Source organism: Nesterenkonia ebinurensis (assembly GCF_008711175.1).
Classification (GTDB): Bacteria; Actinomycetota; Actinomycetes; order Actinomycetales; family Micrococcaceae; genus Nesterenkonia; species Nesterenkonia ebinurensis.
Map to the genome: position 1 here is coordinate 258740 of NZ_VWNF01000041.1, position 23282 is coordinate 282021.

At 59.9% G+C, this 23282-nt stretch carries 14 protein-coding genes; 3 read left to right on the forward strand and 11 right to left on the reverse strand.

Features of this window, described 5'->3' with window-relative positions; all coding sequences use genetic code 11:
* Positions 1-114 precede the first annotated feature (114 nt).
* From F0311_RS12465 to F0311_RS12495, 8 genes are all read right to left on the reverse strand, one after another.
* Positions 115-1449 (reverse strand): ApeA N-terminal domain 1-containing protein, encoded by a 1335-nt coding sequence (locus tag F0311_RS12465; protein WP_150462249.1) that lies wholly within the window; start codon positions 1447-1449, stop codon positions 115-117.
* 4 nt (positions 1450-1453) lie between these two features.
* Positions 1454-4492: a type I restriction endonuclease subunit R gene (locus tag F0311_RS12470; RefSeq protein WP_150462250.1), complete on the reverse strand. Its 3039-nt coding sequence runs from the start codon at positions 4490-4492 to the stop codon at positions 1454-1456.
* Complete coding sequence (locus F0311_RS12475; protein WP_223881315.1) at positions 4489-5352, reverse strand: restriction endonuclease subunit S; 864 nt, start codon at positions 5350-5352, stop codon at positions 4489-4491. The genes F0311_RS12470 and F0311_RS12475 overlap by 4 nt, the downstream gene beginning before the upstream one ends.
* Positions 5353-5440: 88 nt before the next feature.
* The gene (locus F0311_RS18550; protein ID WP_223881316.1) at positions 5441-5689 is read right to left on the reverse strand and encodes a hypothetical protein; all 249 of its coding nucleotides are present in this window, start codon (positions 5687-5689) and stop codon (positions 5441-5443) included.
* A complete protein-coding gene (locus F0311_RS12480; protein ID WP_150462251.1) occupies positions 5686-6702 on the reverse strand; it encodes a virulence RhuM family protein in 1017 nt (338 codons plus the stop codon). The genes F0311_RS18550 and F0311_RS12480 overlap by 4 nt, the downstream gene beginning before the upstream one ends.
* Positions 6702-8309: a type I restriction-modification system subunit M gene (locus tag F0311_RS12485; protein ID WP_150462252.1), complete on the reverse strand. Its 1608-nt coding sequence runs from the start codon at positions 8307-8309 to the stop codon at positions 6702-6704. The genes F0311_RS12480 and F0311_RS12485 overlap by 1 nt, the downstream gene beginning before the upstream one ends.
* 589 nt (positions 8310-8898) lie before the next feature.
* The gene (locus F0311_RS12490) at positions 8899-12453 is read right to left on the reverse strand and encodes a hypothetical protein (protein ID WP_150462253.1); all 3555 of its coding nucleotides are present in this window, start codon (positions 12451-12453) and stop codon (positions 8899-8901) included.
* 672 nt (positions 12454-13125) lie between these two features.
* Positions 13126-13599 (reverse strand): NUDIX hydrolase, encoded by a 474-nt coding sequence (locus F0311_RS12495; protein ID WP_150462254.1) that lies wholly within the window; start codon positions 13597-13599, stop codon positions 13126-13128.
* 327 nt (positions 13600-13926) lie between these two features.
* On the opposite strand from F0311_RS12495, the gene F0311_RS12500 reads away from it, so the two are divergent.
* The 3 genes from F0311_RS12500 to F0311_RS12510 all read left to right on the forward strand — a co-directional run bounded on the left by F0311_RS12500 (position 13927) and on the right by F0311_RS12510 (position 18083).
* Entirely contained in the window at positions 13927-15006 is a 1080-nt protein-coding gene (locus F0311_RS12500; protein WP_150462255.1) for a baeRF2 domain-containing protein, read from the forward strand.
* 63 nt (positions 15007-15069) lie between these two features.
* The gene (ligA, locus tag F0311_RS12505; RefSeq protein WP_396897441.1) at positions 15070-17247 is read left to right on the forward strand and encodes an NAD-dependent DNA ligase LigA; all 2178 of its coding nucleotides are present in this window, start codon (positions 15070-15072) and stop codon (positions 17245-17247) included.
* Positions 17244-18083 carry an inositol monophosphatase family protein gene (locus F0311_RS12510; protein ID WP_150462257.1) on the forward strand — a complete coding sequence of 280 codons (840 nt, stop codon included), beginning with the start codon at positions 17244-17246 and terminating at the stop codon, positions 18081-18083. The genes ligA and F0311_RS12510 overlap by 4 nt, the downstream gene beginning before the upstream one ends.
* Before the next feature lie 214 nt (positions 18084-18297).
* Here F0311_RS12510 and F0311_RS12515 read toward each other — a convergent pair whose 3' ends face one another.
* From F0311_RS12515 to gatA, 3 genes are all read right to left on the reverse strand, one after another.
* A complete protein-coding gene (locus F0311_RS12515) occupies positions 18298-19902 on the reverse strand; it encodes an alanine/glycine:cation symporter family protein (RefSeq protein ID WP_150462258.1) in 1605 nt (534 codons plus the stop codon).
* A gap of 265 nt (positions 19903-20167) precedes the next feature.
* Complete coding sequence (gatB, locus tag F0311_RS12520) at positions 20168-21685, reverse strand: Asp-tRNA(Asn)/Glu-tRNA(Gln) amidotransferase subunit GatB (protein ID WP_150462259.1); 1518 nt, start codon at positions 21683-21685, stop codon at positions 20168-20170.
* The gene (gene gatA, locus F0311_RS12525) at positions 21682-23280 is read right to left on the reverse strand and encodes an Asp-tRNA(Asn)/Glu-tRNA(Gln) amidotransferase subunit GatA (protein ID WP_150462260.1); all 1599 of its coding nucleotides are present in this window, start codon (positions 23278-23280) and stop codon (positions 21682-21684) included. Before gatA ends, gatB begins: the two co-directional genes overlap by 4 nt.
* Positions 23281-23282: the final 2 nt, after the last annotated feature.

Below are 23282 nucleotides of genomic sequence, written 5' to 3' on the forward strand. Positions count from 1 at the left end.
CAGACGGGGTGAGTCACCGGCAGCATCCCGACCATTCAGCGCACCACGCCGCCGAAGCAGCCGGTGCGCTCAGTGCAGCGAAATGTCTGACGAGACGTCGCTACTGTCTGACTGTCAGTCGATAAGTTCGAAAGCATGCGCGAGGGGGTCATCGCCAAGCCTATCCTTCAAAGTAGAACCTTTAACGCCAATTTGCTGCGCAACCCAAAAACGTAAAACAAGCAGGTTCTCTCGCAGGGTGTTGAGAAGCACGAGAGAGTCAGGTGTAGGACGGTCTGGGTGCTTAAGACCCATGTAAGTTGCATTAGCACGCGTCTTCCATCCCTCTACATCATCTAGCGGGACACCATCCATGTCCTGAAGGATTACATCGAGACCTGTATTGAATTTCATCTGCTTTCGACCATCCAAGTGCGCGCCTCCGTTCTTCAAAGTATCAATGAGGTACGCAAGATTCTCTAGCGCTATCCCACTTTGCACAACACTGGAATTGCTCCATGGATTGTCTGATCGCAGTATGCCCAGCATGGGTCCCGTGGCTAATCCATAGTGCTGTCTTAGCTTCAGCCAGCGCCCAATGCCGTGTGAACCAACCTCCGAGTATGGGAACAGAAACCTCGGATCCTTCTTCCACGAATACTCGTCTCGAATAATCTTGTGTGTGGCCACTGGTGACCAGCGCTCATGGATTGACCGACCACTCATAACCCGCTCTGGGTCATCTGCCCGGCAAACTTCAATCGACGAGAAGCCAAACTTGCGCCATGCGGAGATAGCCACAAGATCAACCAAGGCTCCATGAAGTTTCAAGTGCTCCTCCCACTCGCGAGCACGAGTCACTTGCGTAATGATATGTACACCCTCATCGGCCTTAAACTTTCCGCGACTCTTATTTGTTCTCCATCGTGACTTCATTTTAAGATTCAGGCTGCGTGATAGATTAATCTCTTCACTGCCCTCGAGTGTCATTTTTACAGATTCAACTCGGCTTCCATTCAACCTTGGCTCAACTTTCATCGCGCTAAGCCCTGTCCATACATTCCAAGCCGTGACCTCTGTCCTCATGCCATGAATTCGCTCGTAGTTCGGAATCCTTCCGCCGAGTACCGCATAGTTCGCAACGATCTGTCCGTTGCCGCTACTCAGGCTCTGGCTATACCCAGTTGCTCGGCACCCAACGAGAACTACAGGGCCAAGGTTGTCATCCATCATGAGGACACGGGGAGGCTTGTAGTCATACTTGGTCTTGTCTGGGTCGTCTCCGAAGCTGATTCCTGCTGACCACCATCGCCGATAAACGTCCCTCGACGCAGTCATCCCCTGCAGGGGCACTGTTAGCTGAATAGCCTTCCCCGTATCTTCTAGCATCACCGCGATATCGGCCGTGTCAGGATTGCCATCGAAGAGCCACCCGATTCGAGGCTTACCTTCATGGAGTTCATTAGCCATAGTGCTACTCCCCCAGACCTTTGAACCTGTCGAAGAACGTGTTCAGCTTTTCTATGACCACACGTTTCTTTGCGCCGTGCATGTTGGCGCGGGAGAACCGTGAGGAGCGCTGGGCGAAGAGCTTGTTGATCCGGGTGCCCACAGTGGGCACGGTGCCGTCGCGGAAGGCGTCAGCGATGAGCGCTTCAGTCTCTTCGGGCTTGAGATTCTCCTCGGCGATCAGCGCCTGAAGCTCCTCGGTGCGCTTCTGCTCGATGTATTCGCGCCAGGCTTCATCGATGGGTCCTGTGATGGAGACCTTGTCGACGAACTGCTCGATGAGGTCTTTCTTGTTCCGTAGGGTGGGACTGGCGTCGACGGCCCGGTCGATACTGGCGCGCAGCTCTTTGTCCTCGCCCTTACCATCCTCTCGGTACTTCTCGACCAGCATGAGGATGTAGTCGACGTTGACCTCGTCCTGCCGGGCAAGTTCGATCTCGAAGACCACATCCTCATGGATCTGAGTCTTCTCGGCGGCATCCTGGGTCCGGTGCTCCTGGTACAGGTCCAGGTAGATGCTCTGCCGCTCTTGCAGCTCACCGTCGGTCAGCGAGTCATCCTCAGCGAACTCATCAAAGCTGGTGAGGATATTGCGCAGCCGCAGCAGGTTGCCGTGGAGATTGATGTAGTCCTTCTGGGTGTCCTCGCCCTCCACCAGTTGCCCGGCGGGGTATTTCTCGCGCAGTTCAGCCAGCAACTGTTCATATTCCTGCAGGTACTCGGCGTAGGGACGCAGCAGCACCACGCCGCCGGCATCTTTGTTCCCGAACAACGCCAGTGCGTCATCGGTTTCGTCTTTGAGGTCGCGGAAGCTGACGATGTTCCCGTAGGTCTTCACCGAGTTCAGAATCCGGTTGGTCCGCGAGTAAGCCTGAATCAGCCCGTGGTAGCGCAGGTTCTTGTCCACCCACAAAGTGTTCAGTGTGGTGGCGTCGAAGCCGGTGAGGAACATGTTCACTACGATCGCCATGTCCAGTTCGCGGTTTTTCAGCTTGGCGGAAAGGTCCTTGTAGTACCCCTGGAAACCTTCAGCACTGGTGTCCCAGCTGGTGGAGAACATGTCGTTGTAGTCCTGGATGGCATCCTCCAGGAAGCCACGGGAGTCGCCGTCGAGTTCGTTAGGGTCGAAGCCTTCCTCGGCCAAGATTCCGTCAGCGAGTTCCTCGTTCGGCGCAAAGCTGTAGATGATGCCGATCTTCAGCGGCTCATAGCCGGGGTTCTGCGCTGCACGTTCTAGCTGCGCTTTGCCGAATGCGTTGTAGTACCGCTTAGCAGCGTCGATGCTGGAGGCAGCGAAGAGGGAGTTGAACCCGCGCACGCGTCGGTCCTTCAGTGTGTAGCTGGCGTCCCGCTTGGTCTTCTGGTTGAAGTGATCGAGCACGTACTCCACCACGAGCTTGATACGCCGAGGATCCAACAGTGCCGAGGCGGTGTCGATGCTGGAAACTTCGGAGGAAGTCTCGATCGGCTTGGCCTTGATGGTGTTGATGTAGTCGATCCGGAAGGGCAGTACGTTCTTGTCGTTGACGGCATCGACCACGGTGTAGGTGTGCAGCTTCTCCCCGAAGGCTTGCTCAGTGGTCTTCAGCTTCGGGTTGCCCCCGGAGCCGGAGTTCTCCGCGAAGATCGGAGTGCCTGTGAACCCGAATAGGTGGTACTTCTTGAAGCTCTTGGTGATAGCAGTGTGCATGTCACCGAACTGCGAACGGTGGCACTCATCAAAGATCAGCACCATGTGCTGTCCGAAGACCGGATGTTTGGGGTTCTGCTCGATGAACCGGGAGAGTTTCTGGATGGTGGTGACCACAATCCGAGAACTAGGGTTCTCCATTCGTTTCTTCAGGTGGGCGGTGTTCTTGGTGTTATCCACCGCACCCTTTTCGAACCGGTCGTATTCTCGCTGGGTCTGGTAGTCCAGGTCTTTACGGTCGACGACGAACAGCACTTTCTCCACCGACTCCAGCCGCGAGGCCAATTGGGCGGCCTTGAAGCTGGTCAGCGTCTTCCCGGAGCCGGTGGTGTGCCAGATGTATCCGCCGGCGGTCACAGTGCCGTATCGCTTGTAGTTGGTGGCGGTCTCGATCTTCCGCAGAATCTTCTCAGCAGCGACGATCTGGTAGGGCCGCATCACCAGCAGGTTCTGGTCCACATCGAACACGCAGTATTTGGTGAGGATGTTCAGTAGTGTGTGTTTGGCGAAGAAGGTTTTGGTGAAGCCGACCAGATCGGTAATCGCCTTGTTGTTGGCGTCAGCCCACCAGCTGGTGAACGCGTAGGAGTTGGAGGTTTGCTTCCGCGATTTCCTTGACTTTCGCGCCTGTTCGCGCAGGTGCCCGTCGCGGGTGGTGTTGGAGTAGTACTTGGTCAACGTGCCGTTGCTGATGACGAAGAGCTGGATGTATTCGTAGAGCCCGGACCCGGCCCAGAAGCTGTCCCGCTGGTAACGACTGATCTGGTTGAAGGCTTCACGGATATCCACACCTCGACGCTTGAGCTCGATGTGCACCATCGGCAGACCGTTGACCAGCACGGTGACGTCGTACCGGTTGGAGTAGGCGCCCTCGGCCTCGTACTGGTTGAGGACCTGCAGTCGGTTGTTGTGAATGTCTGATTTGTCGATGAGGTAGATGTTCTTGCTGCTGCCGTCTTCGCGGTGCAGCACTTGGATCCAGTCCTCGTGGATGCGCCGGGTCTTCTCCACAATGCCTTCGTTAGCACTGGAGATCGACGTCTTGAAGAACTGCTCCCACTCGGCGTCGGTGAAGGTGATCTTGTTCAGCGCCTCCAGCTGGGTGCGCAAGTTATCGATCAGTTCGGCTTCGCTGGTGATGGTGAGGCGTTCGTAAGCCTGTTCCTGCAGTTGAGTGATGAAGGCGTCCTCGAGCTGCTGCTCGGATTGGTAGTCCGCCGCGGTCCGCGCCGGGGCTTCGTATTCGGCGACGACGGTGGATTCATCCGATACCGCAATCGGCTCATAGTGCTTCGCTGATTCCGGAGCCGTCATGCCGCGGCCTCCTCGAAGGTCAGCAGCCGATCCCGGTAATACTCATACTGCTTGCGGCGTGCCGAAATCTCAGCAGGGAGCCCGGAGGTGAGGTCATTGACTAGGGCGTCAAACTTATCGAGTTGCCCTGCCGTTCGCTTCTGTGTTTCGAGCGGCGGGATAGGGAGAGGAATTTTAGAGAAGTCCGTCTTATTGATTATCGGCATGGTTCCGCCGCTACGCTCTCCTTGCTTACGAAGCTGATCTCTCATGGCGGTCAAGACGTGGAACACGTAGTCAGGCAACACCTTCGAGCAGTCGGGAACAAGCGAGTTGATCTGCTGATTGGTAGCACACTCATTCGCATTAATTACGGTCTTACCCATGTCCGCCCCGATGCAGGTGACCAGAATGGATCGCTCCGGAAGAATCACTTTATTCATGTTTTCTGCGCCTCGTTTAGACAACATCCTGGTGGGCGATGAGACCTCCTTCATGCCATTCTTGATATCGCTAGGTGTAATGAAATCCATCTCCTTGCCCCAGAATGAGGCTTCGGAAGACTTGGGAGTCCGTCCTGTAACGACTTGTCCCAATTCACCGATGGGCACCTCGGATCCTTCTTGGCGGGCTCCGTCAAGAAGCGCGTCGCGGTAGTACTCGTACTGAGCGCGACGCGCTTCCAGCTCCGCTGTAAGCGCGCTGAAGTTGTCGAGAATCCTCACGATCTCGCCCTGGACCTCAAGAGGTGGAACTGGAACTGGATACTTCAAGATTTCAGGCTTATTTCCGCGAGGCATCTTGGCGCCTTTTGTGTGCTGCATGTTGTAGGCGAAGAACTGGTCCGAGGACAGCACGTAGTAGAGAAACTCGGGCTTCACCTCTCCTCGGTCTGGTTCGCTCAAACGCACGGCAAGAACGTCGCCACTACAACCACCACTTCGATCACTGAGCCAGACTTTCTTCAGATTAAGGACGAATGTTGCCTAACAGGATGTCGCCTGGCTCGTATGCGGTGAGCCTGGCTGTGTTGGGCGGGTAAGTGGAGTCGACGCGACCGCCTTTATTAGCGACCAGGTTATCGACACCAACGAACATCGTTTCATTAAGTTCAGAAGCATCCACTTTGGTTTTGGAATAGTTGGCGATCTCTCCCAGCCGTGGATACGGCACGCCGTCGGGGCAGAGGTCGCGGATCAGGTCATCGATGCGGCTCATTTCTTCTCCCCCTCGATGCGCTTCTGGGTCTGTTTCAGCGTCTCCAGGTACTGGCGCTCGACCTCAGTGAGCTCCTCGCTCGCAGCTGCGCGGTACTTGGTGTACTCGCCATAGGCTTTATCGTCCGCCTGCTGCCGGGAAACCGAACCACCATCTTCCAGAACTGCAGCACCCATAGCAGTGAGCAGACCATCCAAGTGGTTTAGCCAGTCCGCCATATAAGTGGGTTCACGGTTCATCGCGCGGAACTCAGCGGCATCAAAGTATGCCGAGACCACAGTGTTCAGCCGACGAAGCTCGTCCTCAGTCAGATAGTTCTTCGCCACAATGACATCAGCCCGCAGGGGCTTGTCGCCCTTGAACGTCGTCAGCCCCATAAACGGCTTCTCGGCATCTGCGCGCTCCAGGATCACCTCGGGTGCAGTGTGCCCGTGGGCTGCGTGATGGAGCTTGTTCTGAATCTTGGCGAAGAACTCCTTAGCCTCCGGAGCCTGCGGCTTGTAATCCACACTAGTGGCGAAGAGGTCCAGCACTTGGCGGTAGAGAACTTTCTCGCTGCTGCGGATATCGCGAATGCGGTCCAGCAACTCACGCCAGTAGCGGCCGCCGCCGAGCTCTTTCATTCGCTCGTCATCCATAGTGAAGCCTTTGACGATGTACTCGGTGAGTCGTTCACTGGCCCACTGGCGGAAACGGGTCGCGGTCGCGGACTTCACGCGGTAGCCGACCGAGAGGATCATGTCGAGGTTGTAGTGGGGCAGTTCGCGCCTGACCTGGCGGTTTCCCTCCTGACGAACTTGCAAGAATTTCTTGCAAGTTGCCGACTCGGGGAGCTCATCCTCGTCGTAGATGTTGCGGATGTGCTGATCGATGTTCTGGCGGGTGGTGCCGAAGAGCTGCGCGATCTGCTGCTGAGTCAGCCAGACCGTCTCCTCCTCGAGTCTGACTTCGACCCGGGTGTCGCCGTCGTCGCCCTGATAGAACAGGATCTCGCTGTCAGGACCTTCAGCCATTACTCCGCGCCCTCCAGGTCGGCGACGATGGCGTCGATCTCTTGACGCAGCTTGGCCTGCCGGGCCACAATCTGCTCGATCTCGGCGTTCAGAACCTTGATGTCAATCTCTTCGCGGGTGTCCTCAGCCTCCACGTAGGAACTGACCGCGATGTTGTAATCGTTCTCCGCGATCTGGCTGTTCTCCACCAGAGCTGTGAAGTGGTCGACCTGTTCCCGGGCCACCACAGCGTCGTAGATTTTCTGCCGGTGAGCCGGGGTCAGTTTGTTCTTGTTGCCCTGACGTTCGAACTCCGCTGAGGCGTCCACGAACAGGATGCTGTTGTCCTTCTTCGACTTCTTCAACACGATGATGCAGGTGCCGATCGTGGTGCCGAAGAACAGGTCCTGCGGCAGCTGAATCACGGTGTCCACATAGTTGTTGTCCACCAGGTACTTGCGGATCTTGGCCTCAGCACCGCCGCGGTAGAGCACGCCGGGGAACTCGACGATGGCCGCAGTGCCGTTGACTGCCAGCCAGGACAGGATGTGCATGGTGAAGGCCAGGTCAGCCTTGGACTTCGGGGCCAACACACCGGCGGGCGAGAACCTGGGGTCATCAATCAGGAGAGGATTCGAGTCCCCCTCCCACTTGGTGGAATACGGCGGGTTGGAGACGATCGCCTCAAAAGGCTCATCATCCTCATGCTGCGGGTCAGTCAAGGTGTCCCCGTGGGCGATATCAAACTTCTCGTAGTTGATGTCGTGCAGGAACATGTTGATCCGAGCGAGGTTGTAGGTCGTCAGGTTGATCTCCTGGCCGTAGAAGCCCTGCCGGACATTGTCCTTGCCCAGGATCTTGGCGAACTGCAGCAGCAGGGAGCCCGAGCCGCAGGCCGGGTCGTAGACCTTGTTCACCGCAGTTTTGCCATGCACCGTGATCTTCGCGAGCAGTTCCGAGACCTCCTGCGGGGTGAAGTACTCACCACCGGATTTGCCTGCCTGGGAGGCGTACATCGCCATCAGGTACTCATAGGCGTCGCCGAAAGCGTCGATCGTATTGTCGGCGAAACGTCCGAGATTGAGGTCTCCAATCGCGTCCAGCAACTTGACCAGCTTCTCGTTCCGTTTGATCACCGAGTTGCCCAGCTTGGCGGAGTTGACGTCCAGATCGTCGAAGAGTCCTTTGAGATCGTACTCCGACTGGTGACCGACAGCCGAGCCCTCGATATTGCGGAACACCTGGGCCAGAGTCTCATTCAGCGTCTCGAGCTCCGTCCGTGCTCGCTTGCGCACATTGACGAAGAGGTCGCTGGGGAGGATGAAGAAGCCCTTCTCCTCAACCGTGGTCTCCCGGCCGAACTCGGCGTCCTCATCGGAAAGCTGGGCGTAGTCGAAGTCAGGGTCGCCGTCGTCGGCAGCTCTTTCCTGCTCGTTGAGGTACTCGGTGAGATTCTCCGAGATATACCGGTAGAAGAGCATCCCCAGCACATACTGCTTGAAGTCCCAGCCATCCACCGAACCGCGCAGATCATTGGCCATCCGCCAGATCGTTTTGTGCAGTTCAGCCCGCTGATCAGGGTTCAGGCGAGTCTCGGTCACCTCTGTTTCAGGCGCAGTAGTGCTCATGTTCGGTAGTCTCCTCAGCGCGTGGCGCGATTATGTGATTCATAGATCAGCCTATCGGCAGGCACAGACATGACCCTGTGCAGCTGTGTAGTGCTGAGCGCATGTCGCGGAAGCGGGAGCTGCAGCTCGGAACCGCTTATTGCGAACTTCTCTTATTTAAGCACATTTGGTGCTGTGAGAGAAGAGTCCGGAGTCGGGCGATGGATGCAACGTGTTGCAGTCAGTCACATCCTGCTTTGTTAATACCACCCCGGGATCACGCAGTGGTTAGGGCACTCCGGAGCAACACGGCACGAACCCCGGCATGACAGTCGGTGCGACGGTTTCGGCATCATTCATCCTGCCAAAAATTCTGACTGGCTCTCGTGTACCGCAAGCAATAAAGTCGCCCAAGGGGGATGGGCCGTTTGCGAAAGGGCTCGAGGCGCTAGGAGCCTCCGGGGATAACAGCTTCCGCTCCACAACGCGATAACTCCACCGAAGACCCGCCCGATGACACTGTGCGCTACGCTGAATGAAAAGGCTATCTGCGGCAGCGTTGCAGGTCCTCCACCGCCCGGCGACCTTTTCCCGGGTAGATTCCTTCCAGCTACGCCTCAGAACGGCCTCCCGGGGAAGCTTCAGGCAGCTGGGAATCTCGCCGGGCTGCCTGGCGAATACTCTCTACCTGTCTGTGCAGGTTAATTTGGCCCTCAGCTCCGAGCTTGTTCATTAGAGCCGTGGCTCGACGCGCAAGCTCGTCATCGCCCGAGTCCAGCGCACGGGCTATTACAGTTGGAGCAGTTTGCTCGCGAAGGTCGTAGTCGTGCATCTCGGCTCGACTGCGAGTCAAGGCGATGACGGCGTCCAGGACTTCTTCCGCGTGGTTCGGGAGGGCCTCGAGGAGTTGGTCGCCGATCACACCCTGCGAATCGCGCAAGCCACCGAGTTCTGCCGCTTCTTTGAGGCGCGGCAGCCACCACTCCGGGGAAAATCGCCCGCAGTTTACGAACCAGTAGAAGTCTTGAAGTTCCTGTACGTCTTCTGGAGTTCTGCGTACGTGCTTGACGCGTCTATCCCATAACGCGCCCAGTCGGTCACGGAAGTTGTCAGAGACCGAGTTAGCGTGCTTGAACTGAAAGGCCATTCTTCCTAGTGCCTGTCCACGCACCTTCGGGTCTACCTTGCTGAAGTACTCCTTTACAAGGTCATCGTCCGAATCGAGCTCGTCGCGGATTATGCCCTCAATAAGCCATATCCCTAGCTGCTCCAACGTGGGCTGCGCCTGGTTCCAGGCGTCAATGATTTTGCCTTCGTGATGTATTAATCGTCGAAAAGCCGGGCGTAGCTTGTTCAGCACTTCTGGATGGAATCGATAGTGGGACAGAGAGGCAGAGAGAGCAACTTGCTGTTGAGTAGTCAGCGGAGACTCAGATGAGAAGTCCTCAGCCAGATATTTATCAAACCACTCTGGTAGTTCGTAGACGATGCGCCCGAGACTTTCACCCAACACAGCACCCGAGGCTCCCGGCGTATCCTCGCGAGCCAACTCCCTCAAGGTAGTCGCAGAGACGGACTTCCACCAAGGCTCGTCAACCCCCTGAAGCAGCAAGCGAACGAGTCCGCGGAAAGCCGTAGGCCATCGCCAGTTCAGGGAGATGTGAAGAGGGTCGTCGTTCGATGACGGCGAGTTTTCTATGTAATCTCGCCAGGAGTTCTCATCCCATACATGCTCTACTAGCAGATTCGCTACGTCCGCCAGCATCGCGTTGTTCAGCAATGCCTCGCTACTGTGAGCGCGCAATAGCTCTTCCAATAAATCAATAGCGGAAGACTTTGCCCCACTGAAGTCTGGGTCATCCTCAAGTTCATCGTTCTCAAGGGAAAATTCCGATTTGTCCTCATGATTCAGTACTGCACGAGCTAGCTCTAAGGCGTCTTCAGGGTTGAGCTTGCTGTTGATTTTAAGCGCCGATCGCCAACCATGCAATATGGCGGACAGGTAGACAGGATGAAGACGATCGATGCGAGCCGCTACACCGCTCAACATCGATGGATTCGTGGTCAGCAGGCTGGCGAGCTGTTGTCCTTGATCCCAGCGCCCATCAAAGAATGAGTCCGTAGGCTCCCAATTTTCCAAGTGATCCAGCAGCTGCTCGTTACTCATTACCGATAGGTCCACACTGCTCTTGAGCGGATTGAAGCCTGCTTTCGCGCTGAACCTAGTCTCGTCTTCCAGAGGATCTTCGACCTTACCTTGTTGCTCATTTAGTCGGAGCAGTTCTTGGCGAAAGTCTTCCGGAAGGGATTCTTCACCTGCGGCAGCTAATAGACGATGCCTCCATGATTTCATCGCCTCGGCGAACTCTTTATCCGCTTCATCTTGATCCCCGTGTCTTGTAATGAGGAACTCATACAACTCTTCTCTGGAGCCGCGCACTCCTGCATCTAGTGCTTTACGTAGGGCAGCTTCAGCTCCAGCTGGCAATGGAGCTACTGCGCGGAGGAGCAGAGCAAATTCTCGTCGGGATGAGTATCCCCATGCCGCCGCCTCATCCAAAGCGCGTGTAGCAGTGGCCACCATGTCTGCACGAGCAGCAGAGTTCTCTTCTGTATTAAGTGCGTCAGTTAGAGCAATGAGGGCTATCTTGCGCAGTAGTCTCGCGCCGCTCTTCATCAACTGATCCCAGGTCGTTCTGGGTTCATTCCGGAATTCGTCAACAGCAAGGTCACGCAGGGCTGTCACAAGTGCCTGTTTTGCATCCGGACGGTCATCTGGGTCTTCTATCGAGACGCTTCCGATGTCGGAGTGGTCCCAATCCTTTGTCAGTGCCTCACTAGCACTGAGGTAGCCGACTAGCCAGCGCTCTACATGCCAGAATGCGTCCTCTCCAAGCGCAGCTACGACCTTAGGCAGCTCCTCTGAGTACCAATGTTCTTTGAGATGCAGAACGGGCTTACTCCTCCAAGTCCAAAGATCCTCATCCTGGCGTTCCGAAGGCTTACTTGGCCAGAACAGAGCATTCGCGAACTGCTTACCTGCCTCTCGTTCTCCCTGAGTCAGCATGTTGACGGCTATCTGGACTAGATCCCTCTCATCTACGCGCCATCCGAAACCTTGTTTTTTCCATTCCATGAGCAACGGTTTGGCACGGATTGCCTCGCTCGCAGGAACAGAAGCAATAGCAGAAGTAACTGCGCGCCGGACCAGGTGGTTGTCGGAATTCTTCAGGGTAAGCAGCACGTCGACTACTTCACTTGGGGCCATCGGAGCGACTCGTTCCAGATAGTTAATCTCTGGCCAAAGAGGATCCCTAATGCCTCCTTCGACGGGTTCTGGGCTAGGGGGAGCGGTAAAAGCCCCAGCTACGAAAAGTGGGCGGACCCAGTTTGGGTTTCGCAGCTCCCCGTAAAAGACACGACGCAACTGCAAGGAGGGTATTCGCGCCAATGCCACTTTCACATCATCTTCTGACGGTTCTGCAAAAGCTCCAGTTTTGCCCTGATCATTTGCAGACTCAAGAAGGTCATCCACTCTCTGACGAGCGGCAAAGAAGTCAGCTGTTCTAGCACTGATTACGTCTTCAACAGTTTTGATCTGCGCTTCAATCTCGTCATCACTGGGAAGATCCATCTCAGCAGTTGGCTTACGCTCCCAGTGACACCAAGCGACAAAAGCATCACGAGCAGTGATCCACTGGCCAATTGCTGGCGTTTCTTCTCGTCCATCATCCGTAAGAAGTGCTGCCGCATCACTACGGCTACGCCCAACCTCTGCGGTAGCGACTTCAATAATCTCCTGAAACTGGGTGGCGAGGGGCTTCGAAACCGGAACCTGACCACCATCGACTGTAAGGTCGATACCCGGGGACTTGGCCGCCAAGTATGGCAAGTGCTTAATCAAGTCAGCGGAGCTCTTTCGTTTCGGTCGAAGCTCACCGCCCATCAGAACGTCAGGCATGCCGTTCACGACCTCACGCATGGCATGCCCTATATGGGCGATTCGAGCGCGCTCCTCGCCTGGGGCGGGTATTTCTACCAGATGCCGGATTCCCGAGGAGTACAACCCAGCAAGCTCCGGACTTAGCTCACGCAAGGAGTTATAGAGTTTCAGCCGCCTCTCGTCTAAGTGTGACAGATGTGGGAATTTGGCTTCCTCGTTCAAGGGAACTACTCCTTCGCGCGGGCTAGCGCGGGTTATGTCTTGATGTTCTCAGCCTAGCCGCAGGGTTGGACATGACCTCTGAACGGCGGCTGGACTCGCAAGCGGGAGCACCTACTCAGAACCGCTTGTTGCGAACTGGTCCTATTTAAGCACATCGGGCCTCGCGAGAGAAGCCTCTGCTCGAGGAGAAACAACCGCCCAACAGCGGTTAGTCACATCCCGCTTCCATGACTTCATCGCGACAACAGGGAACATGCGGAGTGTTGAGAACTACGCGGTGCGACTACCGGCATAACCATCGGCACGACGATCCCCCTGCGCGGCCTCCATGCACTGAGGTTGCACACAACAACAGGGGTGAGTCCGTTCCAAGACCGAGCGCAAATCCGCATGTTTCCGCGGTCGAGCGCGGTGCTCTCCACGATGCGAAGACCTACTCGGTGACCCGGTGCCCAATTGTGCAACATGCTGCTGCACAATTTGCCAACAGCCGTTGGCAAAACTATCGAACCTACCGTCGTCTGCCCTGAAGCTCCTCCACCGCGCGGGCGACCTTATCCCAGGTGGATTTCTTCCAACTGCGCCTCAGAACGGCCGCACTGCAAGCCCCCGTCTGACTAGGAGTTTTCCTAATTGGGTGGGGGTTTCCTGGGTTTCCTCGTAGAAGCACCGTTACGCGTTGAAGCCAAAGGTGCTCACCGGCGGCAGTGTTCCCTGTTCCCACTGCTGCAGAATGACTCGCTCATAGGGCACCACCGGCTCAGGGAGCTGATCCGGGCTCACCCAGCGCAGTTCCGCGGCTTTATCCTCCTCCTGGATACGCGGTTCGCCCTCCCATCGACGTACCGAGAAAAAGAAGTCCACGCGCTCATCAATGGGTTTGCCATTGCGTGAGGTTCGGTGCCCTACCGTCATAGGCACCAGGTCAGCCTCGGCGATCTTCACGCCCAGCTCTTCTCGGACCTCGCGCACCGCCGCCTGCAGCACCGTCTCACCGGCCTCCACATGTCCAGCTGAGCCGAACGACCAATGTTCATCCATATATCCGGTCCCGCGCCGGTAACACAGCAGCACCTGCTCCTGACTATCGACCAACAAGACGAAGGCCGCAGGAATCACCTGGTATCGGTCCACCGGCTCGCTCATCACTTTTCCCTCTGGTTTCTGTCCGCTCTGCACGATAGTCGGCAGGCGGTTGGCCCTGATCGCGCAGTGCCTATTCTGCGGCCACTTCATTCTTAGTCTGGCACAGCAGCAGTCCGATGGTCGGGGTGCTACGCCTCATAACGGTCGCAGATCGATCGCTTGAGGAGAACCCTCGCTATGAGAGATCCTGGCGGGAGTTCTTTCGTCCGCTTGGGGCGTGGCATGGAGGGAGTGTCAAGGTGGTTTTGGGGCGGCGCTGACCTGGGGCTTCTAGCGTGATCAGTGTTAGTTGAGCAGACCAGATGAAGCGATCCTTCAAGGAAGGTGATGATCATGCAGCTCGCCAGTCTTCGACCGATCTATGAGGCTGATCCCCCGTTCGCCACGGTCTATCTGCAGGCCCAGCCCGCTACGGCCAGCGCGGAGCAGGAGGTCCGGTTGCGCTGGGACGCCCTGCGTAAGCAGCTGACCGATGCCGGCGCCCATGACGAGACCCTCGAAGCGCTCGACACTGCGGTGCTCTCCGAGGAGATCGCCGCAGTTCAGACCGAGGGCCGGGTGCTGGTGGCCAACCGCAGCGGCCTGCTGCTGGAGGAGGATTTCGATGCCACCCGCGATGGCGGCGACCGGTCCGTCTTCGGCGAACCCCCGGCTTTGGGTGACTACGTGCGCCAACGGGTCCGCTCAGTCCGCGCCCTGGTGGTGCTGGTAGATAAGGAGCGTGCCACCTTGCGCCGGGAGGTCTTCACCTCTTCGGCGGTACTGGAGGAGGCGGCGTCCTCCGCTGTGGAAGGTTCTGCCACCGAGACGGTGAACAAGCCACGCGAGGGCGGCGAGCATCACCGCCGGATGCAGCAGCGCGCCGATGAGGCCGCCTGGCTGAACATCCGAGATATCACCGCCCACGTGGGCAAGGCTGCCTCCAGCTGGAAGCCCGATGCGGTGGTGGTGGGCGGTGAGGTGCAGGGCCGCAAGCTGCTGCTGGACGAGCTGCCCGCCGATCTCAGTGCCATCGCCTACGAGCTGGAGACCGGCGGCGGCATCCCCAATGACTCCGCGGACTCCGGCGGCGAGCAAGCCCTGGCCGAGGAACTCAGCAGCCTCGCTCGGCGTATCACCATTGAGCGCGCCCGGGAGCAGACCGAACAGTTCGGCGATGCACGAGCCAACGGGCTCGCCGTCGAGGGCGCTGAGGACATCCGGCGCGCCGCCCAGCTCGGAGCGGTGGACACCCTGCTGCTGCGCTACGACGCTGAGGCAGAGGATGAGGACCAACTGCTGCAGGCTGCCGCAGAGGTGGACGCGCAGGTGGCCCTGGTGGGTGCCGGGGTCGCTGGAAATGCCGCAGCGGTGCTGCGCTATGCGGCCCCGGTGGACCAGATGGATGTCCATCCGCAAGCTGCTTAAACCCTGCTGCCCTACCCTCACCAGGAACAAACTCTGTGTCAGCACAGCAGTAGACTGGCACGAGTGACCACAGAGCACGAGACCGCCCCCGCACCTTCTGCTGAGCTGCGGGAGGAGTATGCCCAGCTGGCCGAGGACGTCGCCAAGCATCAGGTGGCCTACCACCAGAAGGACGCCCCGCTGGTCTCCGATGCGGAGTACGACCAGCTGATTCACCGACTGCGGGCTATCGAAGCCGAGCACCCGGAGCTGAGGTCGGCAGACTCGCCCACTGAGCAGGTGGGTGGGGCCCCTTCGGAGGCTTTCGCCCCCGTGGAGCACCTGCAGCGGATGTACTCCTTGGAGGATCTGTTCTCCCTGGAGGAGCTGCGCATCTGGTACGACCGCGCTGCGGCCTCCTTGGAGAAGCAGCGCCCGGGTGAGAAGCCCCGCTGGTTGGTGGAGGTCAAGATCGACGGGCTGGCCATCAACCTGCTCTACCGTGGGAGTGAACTGGTGCGTGCGGCCACCCGGGGCGACGGCACCACCGGTGAGGACGTGACCCATAATGTGCGCACTATCGGCGATATCCCCCAGCAGCTGAACGGGGAGAATCACCCGGAGGAGTTGGAAGTCCGCGGGGAGATCTTCATGCCTTCAGCCGAGTTCGCGCAGTTCAACGAGACGCTGATCGCTGCGGGCAAGCCGCCGCTGGCCAATCCACGCAACGCGGCCGCCGGCTCCATCCGTCAGAAGGATCCAGCCAAGACCGCTCAACGGCCGCTGTCGATGTTCGTGCACGGCATCGGCGCCCGTTCCGGATTTGAGCTGACCAGCCAGCACCAGACCTACGATCAGCTGGCCGCCTGGGGGTTGCCGGTGTCTCCCTATACCGAGGTGCTGGAGAGCTTTGAGCAGATCGAGGCGTATCTGAAGCGCTTTGAGGACAAGCGGCACAGCCTAGTCCACGAGATCGACGGCGTAGTCATCAAAGTGGACAGCTTCGCCCACCAAAGGGCGCTGGGCCATACCTCCCGGGTGCCGCGCTGGGCGGCGGCGTTCAAATACCCGCCGGAGGAGGTCACCACCCGGCTGCTGGACATCCGCGAACAGGTGGGGCGCACCGGCAGGGTCACCCCCTATGCGGTGCTTAAGAAGGTCAAGGTGGCCGGTTCTGAAGTGCAGCGGGCTACTCTGCACAACCAAGACGTGGTGAAGGCCAAAGGCGTGCTGATCGGCGATGACGTGTTCATCCGTAAGGCGGGTGATGTGATCCCGGAGGTGCTCGGTCCGGTGCTGCCCGCCCGTGAGGGGCGGGAGTACGAACTGCGCGAGTACGTCTTTCCCCAGAACTGTCCGGCCTGCGGCACCCTGCTGGCCCCCGGCAAAGAGGGCGATGTGGACTACCGCTGCCCGAATGCGGAGACCTGCCCCGCTCAGCTGGCCGAACGAGTGATCCACATCGGCTCCCGCGGTGCCCTGGACATCGAGGCGCTCGGCGAGGAGGCCGGCCATGCGCTGACTCAGCCCGCGGAACCGGTGCCTGGACCGCTGCGCAATGAGGCAGACCTCTTCGGTCTCACACCGGAGGACCTGAAAGAGGTGCGCATCTGGCGGCAGAGGCGCGGCAAAGAGGCCACACCCGGTGAGCTGGAGCTGGTTCCCTACTTCTGGACCAAGAACGGCCAGAAGCCCACCGCGAATACGACGAAGCTCTTTGACGAGCTGGAGAAGGCCAAGCAGCAGCCGCTGTGGCGGGTGCTGGTGGCGCTGTCCATCCGGCATGTGGGACCCACCGCCTCTCGCGCCCTGGCCTCCGCCTACGGGTCCATGGACAAGATCCGTGCGGCCAGCGAGGATGAGCTGGCCGGGATAGACGGGGTGGGCCCGGTGATCGCAGCCTCTGTCCGCGAATGGTTCAGCGTGGACTGGCACTGCCGGGTGGTGGAGCGCTGGACGGCCGCCGGAGTGCGTATGGAGGACGAGGTCAATGAGGACACCCCACGCACCCTGGAGGGTATGACCGTAGTGGTGACCGGCTCGTTGGAGAACTACTCCCGGGATGAGTCCAAAGAGGCGATCATCTCCCGCGGCGGCCGGGCCTCCGGCTCAGTGTCCAAGAAGACTCACTACGTGGTGGCCGGTGAGAATGCCGGCTCCAAACTCGCCAAGGCCGAGCAGCTCGGCGTACCGGTGCTGGACGAGGAACAGTTCGACGTACTGCTGACCCAAGGACCGGAAGGATTACAAACGAACGAATGACTGACACAGATCTTCACGCACTGCTGAGCATCGCCCGCCAGGCCGCTGATGCCGGAGCCGCAGTGCTCACAGAGCGCGACGCCGTCGCCCTGGCCGGACAGCCTCTGGACGGCTCTGGGCACGGCATCACCACCAAATCCTCCGACTCCGACTTCGTCACCGACTTCGATCGCAGGGCAGAGGAGGCGGTGCGTTCAGTGATCAGCCACCACCGGCCCCACGATGTGATTTCCGGGGAGGAGTACGGCACTACTGAGGTGAGTGATCCTTCCGGGTACCGGTGGTCCATCGACCCCTTGGATGGCACCACAAATTTTGTCCGCGGCATCGTCTACTACGGCACCTCGGTGGGGGTGCAGGCTCCCAATGGTGAGTGGGTGGTGGGCGTCGTCGTCGCCCCTGCACTTCAGAAGCAGTGGTGGGCGCTCAAGGGCGAAGGCGCCTGGACTGCTCGTACTGGTTCTGACCCGGTGCGGCTGGCCGGACCGAAAGGGAATCTGGGGTCGGGGCTGCTGGCCACCGGATTCGGCTACGATCCGGCGCGCAAGGCCCAGCAGGTAGCTACCGTAGCTGCGCTGAACGAGCACTTCGGCAACATCCGCAGGCTCGGCGCCGCCGCCCTTGACATCTGCATGGTGGCTGAGGGCGCTCAGGACGCTTATGCGGAGTACGGGATCCAGGAGCACGACTGGGCCGGCGGGGCTGTGGTGGCCGAGGAGGCCGGAGTTGACGTCTACCGGCCGGTCTCAGCTGACGGCACGAACCGTCCTGACTGGTGCCTGGTAGGGGATATCGGGATATCTCCCACTGATCTCAATCCCGCGCCGCAGGGCTGAGCAGGAGCCAGGAACCGGCGCCCCATTCCGCACTCCGGCCTGGATGTGAGGCCCAGAACCTTCGGTTTCCACTGAAATTTAATCTCAACGGAAGTTCCAGGCCCTCAATGTAGGCAGGAGAGTACGACGCTGCCCCGGCTGGCTCTCTTAGGAAAAGGAACCAGACCGGGGCAGCGTCGTGATGTATGAAATTATTCAACTGATCCGGTGCGGATCAGAGGCTGGCGGAGTCCGTGCTCTTCTGGCCGCGCATGGTGGCGGCGATGAAGGCGTAGGCTTCCTTGTCCTCCTGGGAATCCTCCTCCGGGTCCTCCAGCAGAGTGCCGGCCTTGCGGGCGGCCACGTAGGACTGGATCTCCTTCTTGACCTTCGGTGCCAGGATGACACAGCCGATCACGTTGATGAAGATGCACAGGAACAGTGCAGCGTCAGCGAAGTCAAGGATTGAGCCGAAGCTGGTCAGGCAGCCCAGCACCACGAACACCAGCACAATGGACCGGAAGATGTTGTCCTTGAGGTCGGACTTGCCGAACAGGTGACGCCATGCCTGGTTGCCGTAGTAGGCCCAGGTGACGATCGAGCTGAAAGCGAAGCAGACCACTGCGAAGAACAGGAGGTAGGGGAACCAGGGCAGCACGGTCTCGAAGGCGTCCGATGTGTCGCTCACTGCGCCGGTCAGCTCGCCGGCTGCGTGACGCTCCACGTAGTCGGGGAAGGCCAGCATGATGACCAGAGCGGTCATGGTGCAGACCACCACGGTGTCGATGAAGGGCTCCAGCGCGGCCACGAAACCCTCGGAGGCAGGGCGCTTGGTCTTCACCGCGGCGTGGGCGATCGGCGCGGAGCCGATGCCGGCCTCGTTGGAGAAGGCAGCGCGCTGAGCACCCATGATGATCACACCGATGATGCCGCCGAAGCCAGCCTCAGGGCTGAAGGCCCCGGAGATGATCTCGCCGAAGGCTGCGGGGATGTTGGTGATGTTCACCAGCAGCACGATCAGGCCGGATGCCACGTAGACCACGGCCATGATCGGCACCAGGGTGCCGGCCACCCGGCCCAGCGACTTCACGCCGCCGATGATGACCAGGCCGATCAGGGCGGCGAAGATAATGCCGAAGATCAGTGCGCCGGCGCCGGTGGCCAGCGGGCTGGTTTCGCCGCCGGTGATGCTGATGGTCTGCATCATCACCTGGTTGGTCTGGTACATGCCGCCGCCGCCGACGCCGAAGGCGATGATGGAGATGGCGAATACGCCGGTGATGATGGCCACCGGGACAGTGCCCAGCTTGCGGAAGGCGACTTTGAGGTACTGGAAGGGCCCGCCGTGGACCACACCGTCCTCATCGATGTAGCGGTACTTCACGCCCAGGGTGCACTCCACGAGCTTGGTGCACATGGCGAAGAGACCGATGACGATCATCCAGAAGGTCGCACCTGGGCCACCGAGGTACAGCGCTGCGGCCACACCACCGATATTGCCAAGGCCCACCGTTCCGGAGAGTGCGGCGGAGAGCGCCTGGAAGTGCGAGATCTCGCCGGGGTCGTCCTTCTTGGACCATTTTCCGCGGACAGCTTCCAACGCGGTGGTGAAACCGGTGAACTGGACGCCCTTGAAGTAAATGGTGAAGCCGATGGCCGCGATGATCGACCACAGCACCACAATGCGGATCGGAATATCATCCTGCCCTTCAAAGCCCCACAGAATGACCGATTCGAATCCGGATGCGATGTTTCCGAACCAACTGTCAATCCATGCCGCAAAGTCGTCTAGGAAGGTCTCCGGCAGCTCAGCTGCCCTCAGATACCCAGTCAAACTCATTTTCTCATCCCCTCATTCGGATGTATTGCGAGTTGTTATCCCCCGCTGCGGCGCAACGGTGGCTGGAATTTGTCCCAGAATGCGCTTAAATCTACTCGGCTTCTGTTTCACTGGGTTTGCAAAACTTGCGCCGAGTGTTACAAGAACATTTCCGTGTGCCGGATACCTTACACGCTTCAGTGATCTGAGTCACTGATCGACAAGCGGCAGCATCCCAAGAACTTTTCAGTCCTGGGGCGCCATGGTCGCGGTTCAGTGCCTGGGATCAGCCTTCAACACCGAGTTTCTCCAGCACGATCTGCCGCACTTTTCCGGCATCAGCCTGGCCGCGGGTCTCCTTCATCACCGGCCCGATCAGGGCACCGATGGCCTTGAGCTTGCCACCTTTGACCTTCTCCACCACATCGGGGTTCTCCGCCATGGCCTTCTCCACCGCGGCACTCAGAGCGCCGTCGTCAGAGACCACCTCCAGCCTGCGAGCAGCGACGATCTCGGCCGGGGTCCCCTCACCGTCCACATGGTGCTCCAGCACCTGGCGAGCGATCTTGTCATTGATCTTTCCCGCCTCGATCAGTCCATTGAGCTCCACGATGGTGGCCGGCTGGACACCAAGGCCTGCAGGGTCAAGATCCCGGGCGTTGGCCAGCCGGGAGATCTCACCCATCCACCATTTGCGGGCCACCGCGGGGCTTGCCCCCTGCTTCACTGTCCCTTCGATCGCATCCAGCAGACCGGCGGCGATCACGTCACGGAACTCAGCATCGGAGTAGCCCCAGGTCTCACGCAGTCGGCGCCGCCGCTCCGCCGGGGGTTCGGGCAGCTCAGCCCGCAGAGTCTCCACCCACTCTTCGGTGACGGTGATGGGCACCAGATCCGGCTCCGGGAAGTACCGGTAGTCATCGGCCTCGGACTTGGGCCGCCCTGAACTGGTGGTGCGGGTGGTCTCCTGCCAGTGCCGGGTCTCCTGGACGATGGAGCCTCCAGCGGCCAGAACACCTGCGTGACGGCGGATCTCGTAGTGCACCGCATGCTCCACCGCGCGCATGGAGTTGACGTTCTTGGTCTCAGAGCGCGTGCCGAACTCGGAGGCGCCTTTGGGCATCAGCGAGACGTTGGCGTCGCAGCGCACGTTTCCGCGCTCCATCTTCGCCTCCGAGATATCCAGGGCCTTCACAACGTCGCGGATGGCGGACACATAGGCCCGCGCCAGTTCGGGCGCCCGCTCGCCGGCCCCTGTGATGGGCTTGGTGACGATCTCGATCAGCGGCACCCCGGTGCGGTTGTAGTCCACCAGGGAGTAGTCGGCCCCTTGGATCCGCCCGGAGGCTCCGGCATGAGTGAGCTTGCCGGCGTCCTCCTCCATATGGGCCCGTTCAATCTCCACTCGGAAGATCTCGCCGTCGTCGAGCTCCACGTCGATGAAGCCGTCGAAGGCGATCGGCTCGTCGTACTGGGAGGTCTGCCAGTTCTTGGGCAGATCGGGGTAGAAGTACTGTTTGCGGGCGAACCGGCAGTAGGGGGCGATCTGGCAGTTCAGCGCCAGACCCAGCTTGATCGCCGACTCAACCGCCTTGCCGTTGACCACCGGCAGGGTGCCGGGCAGCCCCAGGCAGACCTCGTTGACATTGGTGTTGGGCTCATCGCCGAAGGCATTGGGTGCTGAGGAGAACATCTTGGTCACAGTGTTCAGCTCCACATGGACCTCAAAGCCGAGCACCGGCTCGTAGGACTCCAACGCCTGGTCGAAAGTGAGCGGTTGCGGTTCTGTCACTGTTGCAGTCATTTGGCTCCTCCAACTTCAGGCGTGAAGGCCGGCGCCGCTGCAGCCGGCCGAGAGGCGTCGGGACCAGCGCCCGCCGCCGGAACCAGCGCAGGGATCTGCGCCCACAGGGGCGACTCGGCGGCGTCGTTGAGCAGCTTCTCCAGGGCACCGGCGGCGTGGTAGACCCGGGCGTCCTGTCTGGCCGGGGCCAGGAACTGGATACCCACCGGTAGCCCCTCGGAGAGACCCCCCGGCACCGAGATGCCGGGCACACCAGCCAAATTGGCCGGGATGGTCGTCACGTCGTTGAGGTACATCGCCATCGGATCGTCCAGCTTCTCCCCCAGCGGGAACGCCACCGTGGGCGAGGTCGGGGAGATCAGCACATCGGCTGCCTCGAAGGCGGCGTCGAAATCCCGCTGGATCAGGGTGCGGACCTTCTGGGCGGAGCCGTAGTAGGCGTCGTAGTAGCCGGCCGACAGTGCATAGGTGCCCAAGATGATCCGGCGCTTGACCTCGTCGCCGAAGCCTGCGGCACGGGTGGCTCCCATCACTCGCTCAATGGTCAGCGGTCCCCCTTCCGGCAGCACCCGGGCCCCGTAGCGGACTCCGTCGTAGCGGGCCAGGTTGGAGGAGGCCTCCGAAGGCATGATCAGGTAGTAGGAGCCGACGGCGTAGTCGAAGCTGGGGCAGTCCACCTCCACGATCTCCGCCCCAGCCTCGCGCAGCGTGTCCAAAGCCTCCTGGAAACGGGCGAGCACACCCGCCTGGTACCCCTCGCCCTGCAGTTGTTTGATCACCCCGATCCGCAGCCCGGCGACATCGTGGTTGGCCGCGAACTCGGCGAAAGCCGGCACCTGCTCCGGCAGGGACGTGGAATCCCTAGGGTCGTGGCCGCCGATCAGCTCATGCAGCAGCGCAGCATCCTCCACCGTGCGGGCCACCGGACCGATCTGGTCCAGGCTGGAGGCCATCGCGATGGCGCCGTAACGGGAGACCGAGCCGTAGGTGGGCTTGGTGCCCACGGTACCGGTGACCGCACCCGGCTGCCGGATGGAGCCGCCGGTGTCGGTGCCCAGGGCCAGCGGCGCCTCGAAGGCGGCCACTGCGGCCGCGGAGCCGCCCCCGGAGCCGCCGGGGATCCGCCCGGTGTCCCAGGGGTTGCGGGTGGGCCCGAAGGCCGAATGCTCGGTGGAGGAGCCCATGGCGAACTCATCCAGGTTGGTCTTGCCCAGGATCGGCAGCCGGGCGGCCCGGATCTTCTCGATCACCGTGGCGTCATAGGGACTCATCCAGCCCTGGAGCATCTTTGAACCGGCTGTAGTGGGCTGGCCCTTGGTGACGATGAGGTCTTTGATCGCGATCGGCACACCGGCCAGCGGGTGCAGGGATTCAGCCTCAGTGCCGCCGGCGGCGCGCAGCTTGTCCACTCCGGCCGCGGTCTCCAGGGCTTGCCCAGCGTTGACGTGCAGGAAGGCGTTAATGGTGTCATCCACTGCGGCGATCCGGTCCAGATGCGCCTGGGTGAGCTCCACCGAGGTGATCTCCCCGGCTGCCAGCTTGGCTGCCATCTGGGCGGCGGTGAGCCGGATAAGTGACTGGGGCGTCGTCGTCATCT